General features: G+C 65.6%; 12 protein-coding genes. 9 read left to right on the top strand and 3 right to left on the bottom strand.

What is annotated here, in order from left to right:
- The first annotated feature begins 46 nt into the window (after window positions 1-46).
- From ACYVD0_RS19360 to ACYVD0_RS19330, 7 genes are all read left to right on the top strand, one after another.
- The gene (locus ACYVD0_RS19360) at window positions 47-1,321 is read left to right on the top strand and encodes a YeaH/YhbH family protein (RefSeq protein ID WP_460428314.1); all 1,275 of its coding nucleotides are present in this window, start codon (window positions 47-49) and stop codon (window positions 1,319-1,321) included.
- Complete coding sequence (locus ACYVD0_RS19355) at window positions 1,318-2,883, top strand: SpoVR family protein (RefSeq protein WP_460428313.1); 1,566 nt, start codon at window positions 1,318-1,320, stop codon at window positions 2,881-2,883. Before ACYVD0_RS19360 ends, ACYVD0_RS19355 begins: the two co-directional genes overlap by 4 nt.
- Before the next feature lie 139 nt (window positions 2,884-3,022).
- On the top strand, window positions 3,023-4,288 hold the full coding sequence (locus ACYVD0_RS19350; RefSeq protein WP_460428312.1) for a multifunctional CCA addition/repair protein: 1,266 nt from the start codon (window positions 3,023-3,025) through the stop codon (window positions 4,286-4,288).
- A gap of 241 nt (window positions 4,289-4,529) precedes the next feature.
- Window positions 4,530-5,396 (top strand): MBL fold metallo-hydrolase, encoded by an 867-nt coding sequence (locus ACYVD0_RS19345; RefSeq protein ID WP_460428311.1) that lies wholly within the window; start codon window positions 4,530-4,532, stop codon window positions 5,394-5,396.
- 165 nt (window positions 5,397-5,561) lie between these two features.
- The gene (locus tag ACYVD0_RS19340; RefSeq protein WP_460428310.1) at window positions 5,562-7,304 is read left to right on the top strand and encodes a bifunctional protein tyrosine phosphatase family protein/NAD(P)/FAD-dependent oxidoreductase; all 1,743 of its coding nucleotides are present in this window, start codon (window positions 5,562-5,564) and stop codon (window positions 7,302-7,304) included.
- Complete coding sequence (locus ACYVD0_RS19335) at window positions 7,304-9,100, top strand: SulP family inorganic anion transporter (RefSeq protein ID WP_460428309.1); 1,797 nt, start codon at window positions 7,304-7,306, stop codon at window positions 9,098-9,100. The genes ACYVD0_RS19340 and ACYVD0_RS19335 overlap by 1 nt, the downstream gene beginning before the upstream one ends.
- Window positions 9,101-9,102: 2 nt before the next feature.
- The gene (locus ACYVD0_RS19330) at window positions 9,103-9,483 is read left to right on the top strand and encodes a rhodanese-like domain-containing protein (RefSeq protein ID WP_460428308.1); all 381 of its coding nucleotides are present in this window, start codon (window positions 9,103-9,105) and stop codon (window positions 9,481-9,483) included.
- 106 nt (window positions 9,484-9,589) lie between these two features.
- Here the strand turns inward: ACYVD0_RS19330 and folK are convergent, their stop codons facing one another.
- Window positions 9,590-10,138 (bottom strand): 2-amino-4-hydroxy-6-hydroxymethyldihydropteridine diphosphokinase, encoded by a 549-nt coding sequence (folK, locus tag ACYVD0_RS19325; RefSeq protein ID WP_460428307.1) that lies wholly within the window; start codon window positions 10,136-10,138, stop codon window positions 9,590-9,592.
- The gene (folB, locus tag ACYVD0_RS19320) at window positions 10,129-10,482 is read right to left on the bottom strand and encodes a dihydroneopterin aldolase (RefSeq protein ID WP_460428306.1); all 354 of its coding nucleotides are present in this window, start codon (window positions 10,480-10,482) and stop codon (window positions 10,129-10,131) included. The genes folK and folB overlap by 10 nt, the downstream gene beginning before the upstream one ends.
- Window positions 10,483-10,548: 66 nt before the next feature.
- Here folB and plsY point away from each other — a divergent pair, with 66 nt between their 5' ends.
- Window positions 10,549-11,118 carry a glycerol-3-phosphate acyltransferase gene (plsY, locus tag ACYVD0_RS19315; protein WP_460428305.1) on the top strand — a complete coding sequence of 190 codons (570 nt, stop codon included), beginning with the start codon at window positions 10,549-10,551 and terminating at the stop codon, window positions 11,116-11,118.
- A gap of 25 nt (window positions 11,119-11,143) precedes the next feature.
- Here plsY and tsaD read toward each other — a convergent pair whose 3' ends face one another.
- Window positions 11,144-12,169 carry a tRNA (adenosine(37)-N6)-threonylcarbamoyltransferase complex transferase subunit TsaD gene (gene tsaD, locus ACYVD0_RS19310; protein ID WP_460428304.1) on the bottom strand — a complete coding sequence of 342 codons (1,026 nt, stop codon included), beginning with the start codon at window positions 12,167-12,169 and terminating at the stop codon, window positions 11,144-11,146.
- A gap of 198 nt (window positions 12,170-12,367) precedes the next feature.
- On the opposite strand from tsaD, the gene rpsU reads away from it, so the two are divergent.
- Window positions 12,368-12,583, top strand: a complete 216-nt coding sequence (gene rpsU / locus ACYVD0_RS19305) for a 30S ribosomal protein S21 (RefSeq protein ID WP_003085057.1) — start codon at window positions 12,368-12,370, stop codon at window positions 12,581-12,583.
- Window positions 12,584-12,604: the final 21 nt, after the last annotated feature.

Raw genomic sequence — 12,604 nt, 5'->3', positions numbered from 1 at the left:
CGTTTGCAGCTTGCGGCTTGGGGCTGGCAGCTCCCCGGAGGGGCCTATGAGTTATGTGATCGACCGACGCCTGAACGGCAAGAACAAGAGCACGGTGAACCGCCAGCGCTTCCTGCGGCGTTACCGTGATCACATCAAGAAGGCAGTGGAGGAGGCCGTCAGCCGCCGCTCCATCACCGATATGGAGCACGGCGAACAGATCAGCATTCCCGGCCGCGACATCGACGAGCCCGTGCTGCACCACGGCCGTGGCGGCAAACAGACCACCGTCCACCCGGGCAACAAGGAATTCACCACTGGCGAACGCATTCCACGCCCGTCCGGCGGCGGGGGGGGCGGGAGCGGCGCAGGTAAGCCCAGCAACAGCGGCGAGGGCATGGACGACTTCGTCTTCCAGATTACCCAGGAAGAGTTCCTCGACTTCATGTTCGAGGACCTCGAACTGCCCAATCTGATCAAGCGCCACATCACCGGTGCCGACACCTTCAAGACGGTGCGGGCCGGAATCAGCAGCGAGGGCAACCCCTCGCGGATCAACATCATCCGTACCCTGCGTTCGGCCCATGCCCGGCGCATTGCCCTGTCCGGCAATAGCCGCGCCAAGCTGCGCGCGGCCAAGGCCGAACTGGAGCGGCTGAAGATCGAGGAGCCGGACAACTTCGGCGACATCCAGAAACTGGAAGCGGAAATTGCCCGCCTGCGCATGCGCATCGAGCGGGTACCCTTCCTCGACACCTTCGATCTCAAGTACAACCTGCTGGTCAAGCAGCCCAACCCCAGCTCCAAGGCGGTGATGTTCTGCCTGATGGACGTCTCCGGCTCCATGACCCAGGCGACCAAGGACATCGCCAAGCGCTTCTTCATCCTGCTCTACCTGTTCCTCAAGCGCAGCTACGACAAAATCGACGTGGTGTTCATCCGTCACCACACCAGCGCCAAGGAAGTGGACGAGGAGGAGTTCTTCTATTCCCGGGAGACCGGCGGCACCATCGTGTCCAGCGCCCTCAAGCTGATGCAGGAGGTGATGATCGAACGCTACCCGCTCAACGAATGGAACATCTACGCCGCCCAAGCCTCGGACGGCGACAACTGGAACGACGACTCACCGATTTGTCGGGACATCCTGGCCAAGCAGATCATGCCCTTCGTGCAGTACTACAGCTACGTCGAGATTACCCCGCGTGAGCACCAGGCGTTGTGGTACGAGTACGAGAGCGTCCGCGAGGCGTTCTCCGACTCCTTCGCCCAGCAGCAGATAGTGTCGACCGCCGACATCTATCCAGTGTTCCGCGAACTCTTCCAGCGGAGGCTTGCGACATGACCCCGAGAGAGAGAAAGGGCCAGCCGATTTCCATCGGATCGGAGTGGAGCTTCGAGCTGGTCCAGGCCTACGACAAGGAAATCGGCCGCATCGCCGAACGCTATGCGCTCGATACCTACCCCAACCAGATCGAGGTGATTACTGCCGAGCAGATGATGGATGCCTATGCCTCGGTGGGCATGCCCATCGGCTACCACCACTGGTCGTACGGCAAGCATTTCCTCGCCACAGAGAAAGGTTACAAGCGCGGTCAGATGGGCCTGGCCTACGAGATCGTCATCAATTCCGATCCGTGCATCGCCTATCTGATGGAAGAGAACACCATGTGCATGCAGGCACTGGTGATCGCCCATGCCTGCTACGGACACAACAGCTTCTTCAAGGGCAACTACCTGTTCCGCACCTGGACCGACGCCAGCTCAATCGTCGATTACCTGGTGTTCGCCAAGCAGTACATCATGCAGTGTGAGGAGCGCCACGGCATCGATGCGGTGGAAGAGCTGCTGGACTCCTGCCACGCCCTGATGAACTACGGCGTCGACCGCTACAAGCGTCCCTACCCCATCTCCGCCGAGGAGGAACGGCGCCGCCAGAAGGATCGCGAAGAGCACCTGCAGCGACAGATCAACGATCTGTGGAGGACCATTCCCCGGACGTCCGGAAAAGGCAGCGAAAAGGACCGCTCGCGCTGGCCCACCGAACCCCAGGAGAACATCCTCTACTTCATCGAGAAGCACGCACCGCTGCTCGAGCCCTGGCAGCGCGAGGTCGTGCGCATCGTGCGCAAGATCGCCCAGTACTTCTATCCGCAGCGCCAGACCCAGGTGATGAACGAGGGCTGGGCAACCTTCTGGCACTACACCCTGCTCAATGATCTCTACGACGAGGGGCTGGTCACCGACGGCTTCATGATGGAGTTCCTCCAGTCGCACACCAGTGTGGTCTACCAGCCGCCGTTCGACAGCCCCTACTACAGCGGCATCAACCCCTACACGCTGGGCTTCGCCATGTACCGCGACATTCGTCGGATCTGCGAAAACCCGACGGAGGAAGACAGGCGCTGGTTCCCCGACATCGCCGGCAGCGACTGGCTGAGCACCCTTAAGTTCGCCATGCAGAGCTTCAAGGACGAGAGCTTCATCCTGCAGTTCCTCTCGCCCAAGGTGATCCGCGATCTCAAGCTGTTCAGCGTCGTCGACGACGACCAGAAGGAAGATCTGCTGGTTTCCGCCATCCACGACGACGACGGCTACCGCACCGTGCGCGAACTGCTCGCCGCCCAGTACAATCTGGGCAACCGCGAACCGAACGTGCAGATCTGGAGTGTCGACCGGCGCGGTGACCGCTCGCTGACCCTGCGCCACCAGCAGCACGACCGCAAGCCACTCAGCGACTCCACCGAGGATGTACTCAAGCACCTGCACCGGTTGTGGGGCTTCGACATCCACCTTGAGTCGATGCATGGTGAGCGGATCGTCAACAGCTACCACATGCCACCCAAGGGTGACGGCGACAACGAAGAGAACTACCCGCGCCTGGATCTGGCCATCCCGCCGATCTGACCATCCCGGCCGTCATCGCGACGATGGCGGCGCCACTCCCCCAGCAACAGGCCTGCCGCCGCTGCAGAGTGCGATCGGCCAGCCCCTGCGCCGTTCCCCCGGCCCCACCCACCCGCTATGCTCTGCCCAGGAGGTAGACATGCAAATCTATAAAGTGGGTGGCGCAGTACGTGATCGTTTGCTCGGACGACCGGTCAGCGAGGTCGACTGGGTGGTGGTCGGCGCCAGCGCCGAAGATCTGCTGGCTCAGGGCTTTTACCCGGTCGGCGCGGACTTTCCGGTATTCCTGCACCCGGAAACCGGGGAGGAATACGCCCTCGCCCGCACCGAGCGGAAGAGCGGGCGTGGCTACGGCGGTTTCACCTTCTACGCCAGTCCGGAGGTGACCCTGGAGGCGGATCTGCTGCGCCGCGACCTGACCATCAACGCCATGGCCGAGGACGCCGAAGGCCGGCTGATCGACCCGTGCCTGGGCCGGCGCGACCTCGAGGCACGGCTGCTGCGCCACGTCTCCCCGGCCTTCGCTGAAGATCCGCTGCGCGTCCTGCGCGTGGCGCGCTTCGCCGCCCGCTATGCACCACTGGGCTTTCGGATCGCCTCGGAAACCCTGGCGCTGATGCGCCAGCTCGCCGAATCCGGGGAACTGCAGGCACTCACCGCCGAGCGCAGCTGGAAGGAAATTTCCCGCGCTCTGATGGAGCCGCGTCCGGACGTATTCATCCAGGTGCTGCGCGATTGTGGCGCCCTGCACGAGCTGCTGCCGGAAGTCGACGCCCTGTTTGGCGTGCCGCAGCCGGCCAACCACCACCCGGAAATCGACACCGGCGAACACGTGCTCGCCGTGCTGCGCCAGTGCGCCGAGCACGAGCAGCCGCTGACCGTGCGCTGGGCCTGCCTCCTCCACGACCTGGGCAAGGGCATGACGCCGGCGGACGACTGGCCGCGGCATATTGCCCACGAACACAAGGGCTTGAAGCTGATTCGCGCGGTCAACGCCCGCGGCAAGGCTCCGCGCGACTGCCAGGAACTGGCCCTGCTGGTCGGCGAATACCACAGCCACGCTCATCGTGCCCTGGAACTGCGCCCCGCCACCCTGCTCGAGCTGCTCCAGCGCTTCGACGTCTATCGCCGCCCGCAGCGCTTCGAGGAGTTCATCGCCGCCTGCGAGATGGATGCCCGCGGTCGCCTCGGCCTGGAGCGGCGCGACTACCCGCAGGCCGACTACCTGCGCGGTGCCGCCGCCGCGGTCCGGGCGGTCACGGTCCAGCCGCTGCTGGAAAAGGGGCTCGAGGGCGCAGCGCTGGGCGAAGCGCTGAAGCACGAGCGGCTCCGGGCGCTGAAGACCTACAAGGCCAGCGCACAGGATGAAAAGGCGGAGCAGACTGAGCTCCCGGAAAATCCATGACGCTGACAAAGGGCGGCGTTGATGCCGCCCTTGCCGCAGACGCCCCCACTACGCCGGGGGGGCACTGCATGTCCCGTTATCCCCCACCCGGCAAAACCGATGGGGGCCTGCTGCCCCTCCGGAGAAGACTTAAAATCTTTTGTATATGAATTAAAAATATAAGCATAGCACTAAAAGTACTATTAAGCTGATTCCCATGAAATGCCTCCGGGTATCCCGGGCATGCACGGAGAATCGCCTTATGAACGCCCATGTTGAAGCCTTCTTCGACCCCGCCACCTTCACCTACAGCTATGTGGTGAGCGATCCGCAAACCCGCCAGTGCGCACTGGTCGACCCCGTGCTGGACTACGACCCCGCCGCCGGCCGCACCTCGCGCAAGAACGCCGACCGTCTGATCGCCTACGTGCGCGAGCAGGGGCTGACGGTGCAGTGGATTCTGGAAACCCACGTGCATGCCGACCACCTGAGCGCCGGCCACTACCTCAAGGAGCAGCTCGGCGGCCAGTTGGCCATCGGCGACCACATCACCGTGGTGCAGAACACCTTCGGCAAACTGTTCAACGCCGAACCCGAATTCGCCACCGACGGCCGCCAGTTCGACCACCTGCTCCACGACGGCGAAAACTTCACCGTCGGCAGCGTCGAGGCCCTCGCCATCCATACTCCCGGCCACACCCCGGCCTGCATGACCTATGTGATTGGCGATGCCGCCCTCGTCGGCGACACCCTGTTCATGCCCGACTACGGCACCGCCCGCTGCGACTTCCCCGGCGGCGACGCACGCACCCTGTACCGCTCGATCCACGACAAGCTGTTCCTGCTGCCGGACGCGACCCGCGTGTTCATGTGCCACGACTACAAGGCCCCGGGTCGCGAGGAGCACCTGCACGAAACGACCATCGGTGCCGAACGCGTGCACAACGTGCACATCCATGAAGGAATCGGAGAGGATCAGTTTGTCGCCATGCGCCAGACCCGCGATGCCACCCTCGGCATGCCGACCCTGATCCTGCCCTCGGTGCAGATCAACATGCGCGCCGGCGAGCTGCCGCCAGCCGAGGACAACGGCACCCGCTACCTGAAGATCCCGCTCGACGTGCTCTGACAGGCCGTTGAGAAACATAGGCGAGGCAATTGAGGCAAGGCAAAAATGGCTGAAAAAGCGCAGTTTACGAGGTGTAAATGAGCATTTTGAAGCCATTTTTAACGCAGCATCTGCAACGCAGGTAGTTATTCAACGGCTTGTCAACTCCGTCAGGAGGACCACAAGATGCAACCGATCAAGCGCCTGACCCCGTTCATTGCCGTGGCTGCCCAGCTCGAACCCGCGGACATGGGCACCCTGGCCGCCAGCGGCTACCGCTGCGTGATCAACAATCGTCCGGACAACGAGGGCGAAGGCCAGCCGTCCAGCGCCGCGATGCGTACCGCCGCCGAAGCCTCGGGCCTGGAATACCACGACCTGCCGGTGATTTCCGGGAAGATCACCGACGAGGACGTTGCCGCCTTCCGCAGCCTGCTCGACCAGGTCAAGGGCCCGGTAGCGGCCTTCTGCCGCACCGGTACCCGTTCCACCACCCTGTGGGCGCTGGCCGAAGCCCACCACCTCGCCTCCGATGTCCTGCTGGAGACCGCGAAAGCCGCCGGCTACGACCTCGCCGCCCTGCAGCCGCGCCTCGAGCAGCGCTGGCAGAGCCTGCCCAACCAGCCGCTTGCACCGGCGCAGTTCGCCCACACCCCGCGCTATGACGTACTGGTGATTGGTGGAGGCGCCGCCGGCTGCGCGGTGACCGCCAGCCTGCTCAAGCGCGACCCCGGCCTGCGCATCGCCGTGGTCGAGCCGCGCGAGCAGCACTACTACCAGCCGGGCTGGACCCTGGTCGGCGCCGGAATGTTCGACCGTGCACGCACCGAGCGCGCCATGGCCCGCTGCATCCCGGGCAAGGCCCAGTGGATCCGCGCCGCCGCCAGCGCCTTCGAGCCAGAACAGCAGCAGGTGGTACTGGAGGATGGCAGCCGCCTCGGCTATCGCGCGCTGATCGTCTGCCCGGGCCTGATCCTCGACTGGGACGCCATCGAAGGCGCGCAGGAAACCTTGGGCAGGAACGGCGTGACCAGCAACTACGAGTTCGAGCTGGCGCCCTACACCTGGCAGCAGGTGCAGGCACTGCGCCACGGCCGCGCACTGTTCACCCAGCCGCCGATGCCGATCAAGTGCGCCGGCGCGCCGCAGAAGGCCATGTACCTATCCTGCGACCATTGGCTGAAGCAGGGCGTGCTGGACAACATCCAGGTGGACTTCTGCTCGGCCGGCGCAGTGCTGTTCGGCGTCGCCGACTTCGTGCCGCCGCTGATGAAGTACGTCGAACGCTACGGCGCCCACCTCAACTTCAACCACAACTTGATCAAGGTCGACGGCGGGGCGCACAAGGCCTGGTTCAAGGTCACCGGCGCCGACGGCAGCACCAGCACGGTGGAGCGCGAATTCGACTTCCTGCACCTGGTGCCGCCGCAGCGCGCCCCGGATTTCGTCCGCCAGAGCGTGTTGGCCAACGCCGACGGCTGGGTCGAGGCGGATTACGAAACCCTGCGGCACCCGCGCTACGGCAACATCTTCAGCCTCGGCGACGTCTGTTCCGCGCCCAACGCCAAGACCGCCGCCGCGGTGCGCAAACAGGCACCGGTGGTGGCCGAGAACGCCCTCAGCGTGCTCGCCGGGCGCGGCCCGCGGGCAATCTACGACGGCTACGGCTCCTGCCCGCTGACCGTCGAGCACGGCAAGGTGATCCTCGCCGAGTTCGGCTACGGCGGCAAACTGCTGCCGACCTTCCCCTTCGACCCGCGCGTGCCGCGCCGCCTGGCCTGGGCCCTGAAGACCAAATGGATGCCCGGCATCTACTTCGATCTGATGCTCAAGGGTCATGAGTGGCTGGCCGAGCCCAGGCATCTGGACTTCGAGCCGCGCCCGGTGGAGTCGCCGGCGGCCTGTGACTTCACCCAGGAGAAGAAATGATGATGGAGCGGCTGGCCCGCTACCTGCCATGCCTGGAATGGGCACGGCAGTACGACCGCGAGGCGGCGGGCAAGGATGGCCTGGCCGCGGTGATCGTGACCCTGATGCTGATCCCGCAGAGCCTGGCCTACGCCATGCTCGCCGGGCTGCCGCCGGTCACCGGCCTGTACGCCAGCATCCTGCCGCTGCTGGCCTACACCCTGTTCGGCACCAGCCGCACCCTGGCGGTCGGCCCGGCCGCCGTGCTGTCGCTAGTGACCGCCAGCGTGCTCGGCCCGCTGTTCGTCGCCGGCAGTGCCGAATACAACGCCGCCGCGCTGCTGCTGGCGCTGCTCTCCGGCGTCATCCTGCTGCTGATGGCGGTGCTGCGCCTGGGCTTTCTCGCCAACTTCCTCAGCCACCCGGTGATTTCCGGCTTCATGAGCGCCTCGGGCATCCTCATCACCCTCGGCCAGCTCAAGCACATACTCGGCATCAAGGCCGACGGCGAAAACGCCGTCGAGCTGCTCGGCGCATTGGCCAGTGGCCTGCCGCAGACCAACCTGTCGACCCTGACCATCGGCGCTGGCAGCCTGGTCTTCCTCTATCTGACGCGTACCCGCCTCAACGGCTGGCTACGCGCCCTCGGCTTCACCGCGAAAGTCGCCGGCACCCTGACCAAGACCGGGCCGGTAGTGGCGCTGCTGGTCTCGGTGCTGGTGGTCTGGCTGTTCGAGCTGACCGCCGCCGGCGTGCATGTGGTCGGGCGGATCCCCCAGGGACTGCCATCGCTCAGCCAGCCGCCGCTGGATACCGCGCAGGCCCTGCAGCTACTGCCGGCGGCGATCCTGATCAGCCTGATCGGCTTCGTCGAATCGGTGTCGGTGGCGCAGACCCTGGCCGCCAAACGCCGCCAGCGCATCGAACCGAACCAGGAACTGGTCGGCCTCGGCAGCGCCAACCTGGCCGCGGCGCTGAGCGGCGGCTTCCCGGTCACCGGCGGCCTGTCGCGCTCGGTGGTGAACTTCGATGCCGGCGCACAGACGCCCATGGCCGGCGCCCTGACCGCCGTGGGCATCGCCGTCACCGTGCTGTTTTTCACCCCGCTGTTCCACAACCTGCCGCACGCGGTGCTGGCGGCCACCATCATCGTCGCAGTGCTGACCCTGGTGGATCTCGGCGCGCTCAAGCGCACCTGGCGCTATTCGCGCCAGGATGCCGCGGCCATGGCGGCGACCATGCTCGGCGTACTGCTGATCGACGTCGAGGCCGGCATCATCATCGGTGTCGGCCTGTCGCTGCTGCTGTTCCTCTGGCGCACTAGCCAGCCGCACATCGCCGTGGTCGGCCAGCTGCCGGGCAGCGAGCACTTTCGCAACGTCAAACGCTTCGCCGTGGTGGAAAGCCCGAAGGTGCTGTCGATCCGCGTCGACGAGAGCCTCTACTTCCCCAATGCCCGCTACCTGGAAGACCGCATTGCCGAGCTGGTCAGCGAGCATCCCCAGGCCGAGCACCTGGTGCTGATGTGTCCGGGGGTCAACCTGATCGACGCCAGCGCCCTGGAAAGCCTCGAGGCAATCTGTGTGCGCCTGCGCGCCGCCGGCATCCAGTTGCACCTCTCCGAGGTCAAGGGCCCGGTGATGGACCAGCTCAGGCATTCGGCCTTCCTCGAGCATTTCGGCGGCCGGGTATTCATCAGCCAGTTCGAGGCCCTGGCCGAACTCGATCCGCAGACCACCCAGCGCGCCATCGGCATGCGCCGCCAAGGCTTTGCAGCCGGCTCGGCCCACCCCTCAACCCACAATGCAGGAAAGTGACAGTGAAAAGCGCCCATGATCTGGTGGCCGAAGCCAAGGCCAGCATCCACGAAATCGACCTTGATGCCGCCGAGGCAGCCATCCGCTATGCCGACGTGCTGCTCGACGTGCGCGAGGCGGACGAGTTCCACGCTGGCCATATTCCCGGCGCGGTGAACATCCCCCGCGGACTGCTGGAATTCAAGCTCAGCAACACGCCGGAACTTTCCGCCCGCGACCTCAGCATCGTCCTCTACTGCAAGACCAGCGGCCGCGCCGCCCTGGCCGCCTGCACCCTGCAGGACATGGGCTACCTGCAGGTGCAGTCGATCGCCGGCGGCTTCGATGCCTGGAGTGCAGCCGACAAGGCAGTGGTCACGCCGAGCCTGCCGACCTTCGAATAAGACCCGCAAACCGGCCTCAACCGCTGCGCTTGCGCAGCGACGCCGAACAGGATTGGAGGAAGGAAGGCTGTGTGGCACCGCGACCTGCGCCGCGGCGTTCGTGCCCCTACAGCTCGAGCGGCGGTGCGGGAAAGGCCCTGCTCAGCTCCAACGGGGTCAACTGCGCGCCACGCCAGTGGAAGGAAACCGGCCACAACGCCTGCTCGATCCGTGCCTCCCACCACAGTTCTGCGAAAGCGCGGCCTACGCCGGGATGGCACCGCTCTGGCACTAGCAGCGCCAGCGGCCAGAGCACGAAGGCATTTCTCAGGATTTCCGGGCGCGGCAGCACCAGCCCACTGAAATTGCCGACCAGTTCATCGTACATAAGTACGTCGATATCCAGCGGCAGCCCCTTGCGCTCGGGTGCGTAGCGACCGTTGTCCGCCTCGATGAACTTGAGCCGGCGGTCCAGTTCGATCAGCGGCAGTTCGGTCTGGCCGGCCACCACCAGATTGTAGAAGGGCCCGCTCTTGATCCCCACCGGCAGACTCTCGAACACCGGCGAGCAGCGCATGCCCTGTAGAAAGCCGGACAGCGCCTCGAGGCCGGCGGTGAGATGGGCAATGCGCTCTATATTGCTGCCGAGCCCAAGTAACACAGGAATCAGCGGCATCCGCGCTCAATCTCCACGCCGACCCCGGCGGCTGCGGGAACGGCGCCCGGCTTGGTCAGCCTGAGGCGCAGCCAGGGAATCCCGAACTCCGCCATCAGCACGCCGGCCAGGCGTTCGGCGAAGGTTTCCACCAGCAGGAAGCTCGCTTCGCCGGCGAAGGCCTGGATGCGCGCCGCCACCGCCGCATAGTCGAGCGCACAGGCGAGCTCGTCCCCAGCGGCGGGCGCACGGACATCCCAGCCACACTCCAGGTCCAGCCGCAGGCATTGGCGAATGCCGCGCTCCCAGTCGTACACGCCGATGACGGTGTCGACCTCCAGTCCCTCGATAAACACTTTGTCCAAATTCATCTCCACGAAAGGCGCTGCGCCCCGCTAGAATCGGGGCGCCCTCACCCCGGAATGGATCCCATGTTCTGGCTGCTGGCGATCCTCGCCTACCTGCTCGGCTCGCTGTCCTTCGCTATCCTGCTCAGCCGCCTGAGCGGCGGACCGGACCCGCGCGCCTGCGGCTCGGGCAATCCCGGCACCACCAACATGCTGCGCATCGCCGGCAAGCGCCTGGCGGCGCTCACCCTGCTCGGCGACCTCTGCAAGGGTCTGCTGCCGGTGCTCATCGCCCAGCACGCCGGCCTCGGTGTCCAGCTGCAGGCCTGGGTCGGCCTGGCCGCGGTGCTCGGCCATCTGTATCCCCTGTACTTCAACTTCCGCGGCGGCAAGGGCGTGGCCACCGCCGCCGGGATGCTGCTGGGCCTCTATCCGCCGGCGGTGCTGCCGGCCATCGCCGCCTGGCTGCTGGTCTTCGCCGTCAGCCGCACCAGCTCCCTCGCCGCCCTGATCGCCACGCCGTTCTGCCTGCCGCTGCTGGCCTGGCAGCAGCCCGAAGCCTTGTTGCCGATGCTGCTGCTCTACGGGGTGATCGTCTGGCGCCATCGTGGCAACCTGCATGACCTCTTCGCCGGACGGGAAAGGCATTTCTAGCCCTGAGCCCAGGGTCCGACCGAGGTCAGACCACCGGCAAGGTCTCCATCGGCCAGCGCGCGTGGACCTGGATCGCCGGCCCGTCCTGCTGGCCGGCCAGCAGGCGCTGGCAGCCGGCATAGGCAATCATCGCGCCGTTGTCGGTGCAGAAACGCGGCCGGGCATAGAACACCTGGCCATCCAACTCGCCGAGCATCTTCTCCAGCGCCGAGCGCAGAGCCTGGTTGGCGCTCACCCCGCCGGCGATCACCAGACGCTTGAGACCGGTCTGCTTCAGCGCCCGCCGGCACTTGATGGTCAGCGTCTCCACCACCGCCTGCTGGAAGGCCAGGGCGATGTCGCGGCGCGATTGCTCGCCGTCGTCGCCGCTCGCCTGGCAGTGCTGCCAAGTGTTCAGGGCGAAGGTCTTGAGGCCGCTGAAGCTGAATTCCAGGCCCGGCCGGTCGGTCATCGGCCGCGGGAAGACGAAGCGCCCCAGCCTGCCGTCCTGTGCCAGCCGGGCGATTTCCGGCCCGCCGGGATAGCCGAGGCCGATCAGCTTGGCGGTCTTGTCGAAGGCTTCGCCGGCGGCGTCGTCCAGCGACTCGCCGAGCACCTGGTAGCGGCCGATGCCATCGACCCGCACCAGTTGGGTGTGCCCGCCGGAAACCAGGAGGGCGACGAAGGGAAACTGCGGCGGCTGCTCTTCCAGCATCGGCGCCAGCAGATGGCCTTCCATGTGGTGCACGCCGAGCGCCGGAATCCCCCAGGCCAGCGCCAACGCCTGGGCGCAGGAGGCGCCAACCAGGAGCGCGCCGACCAGGCCGGGGCCGGCGGTATAGGCGATGCCATCGATGTCCCCCGGTGTGCAAGCGGACTCGTCGAGCACCTGGCGCAATAGCGGCAGCATGCGCTTGACATGATCCCGCGAGGCCAGCTCGGGCACCACCCCACCATAGATGCGGTGCAGATCGATCTGGCTGAACAGCGCATCGGCCAGCAAGCCGTGCTCACTGTCGTAAAGCGCGACGCCGGTTTCGTCGCAGGAGGTTTCCAGCCCCAGAACGAGCATGGGTTCGACCTTTAGCCTGGCAAATCAAGGGGCGCATGATAATCGGCGACCACCCCGCAGGCCAGCGCTTTTCGCGCCGCAGGCTTTGCATTGCGCACGGCAAATAAGGTAACATCCGCAGCCTTTGAAAATCGACGTTCTCCCGAGCCGAGTCCGGAGAGGGCGTTCACCAACGGTCAATAGTTAAGGTAGCCCTGGATGCCCGCCGTCAAAGTTAAAGAGAACGAACCCTTCGACGTAGCCCTGCGTCGCTTCAAGCGCTCCTGCGAAAAAGCCGGCGTTCTGGCCGAAGTTCGCAGCCGTGAGTTCTACGAGAAGCCCACTGCCGAGCGCAAGCGCAAGGCCGCCGCAGCCGTCAAGCGCCACGCCAAGAAAGTGCAGCGTGAGCAGCGCCGCCGCGAGCGCCTGTACTAAGCTACAGCAAGGTTTCGCCGC

Source organism: Azotobacter armeniacus, assembly GCF_054779355.1.
Note: the sequence above shows the minus strand (reverse complement) of the source record. Positions and strands in the feature narration are given on the sequence as shown.

What these genes read in the sequence shown, in the direction of transcription:
- rpsU (WP_003085057.1), top strand. Translation starts at nt 12,368, where the DNA reads ATGCCCGCCGTCAAAGTTAAAGAGAACGAACCCTTCGACGTAGCCCTG.
- tsaD (WP_460428304.1), bottom strand. Translation starts at nt 12,169, where the DNA reads ATGCTCGTTCTGGGGCTGGAAACCTCCTGCGACGAAACCGGCGTCGCG.
- ACYVD0_RS19345 (WP_460428311.1), top strand. Translation starts at nt 4,530, where the DNA reads ATGAACGCCCATGTTGAAGCCTTCTTCGACCCCGCCACCTTCACCTAC.
- ACYVD0_RS19355 (WP_460428313.1), top strand. Translation starts at nt 1,318, where the DNA reads ATGACCCCGAGAGAGAGAAAGGGCCAGCCGATTTCCATCGGATCGGAG.
- plsY (WP_460428305.1), top strand. Translation starts at nt 10,549, where the DNA reads ATGTTCTGGCTGCTGGCGATCCTCGCCTACCTGCTCGGCTCGCTGTCC.
- ACYVD0_RS19335 (WP_460428309.1), top strand. Translation starts at nt 7,304, where the DNA reads ATGATGGAGCGGCTGGCCCGCTACCTGCCATGCCTGGAATGGGCACGG.
- folK (WP_460428307.1), bottom strand. Translation starts at nt 10,138, where the DNA reads ATGCCGCTGATTCCTGTGTTACTTGGGCTCGGCAGCAATATAGAGCGC.
- ACYVD0_RS19340 (WP_460428310.1), top strand. Translation starts at nt 5,562, where the DNA reads ATGCAACCGATCAAGCGCCTGACCCCGTTCATTGCCGTGGCTGCCCAG.
- ACYVD0_RS19360 (WP_460428314.1), top strand. Translation starts at nt 47, where the DNA reads ATGAGTTATGTGATCGACCGACGCCTGAACGGCAAGAACAAGAGCACG.
- ACYVD0_RS19350 (WP_460428312.1), top strand. Translation starts at nt 3,023, where the DNA reads ATGCAAATCTATAAAGTGGGTGGCGCAGTACGTGATCGTTTGCTCGGA.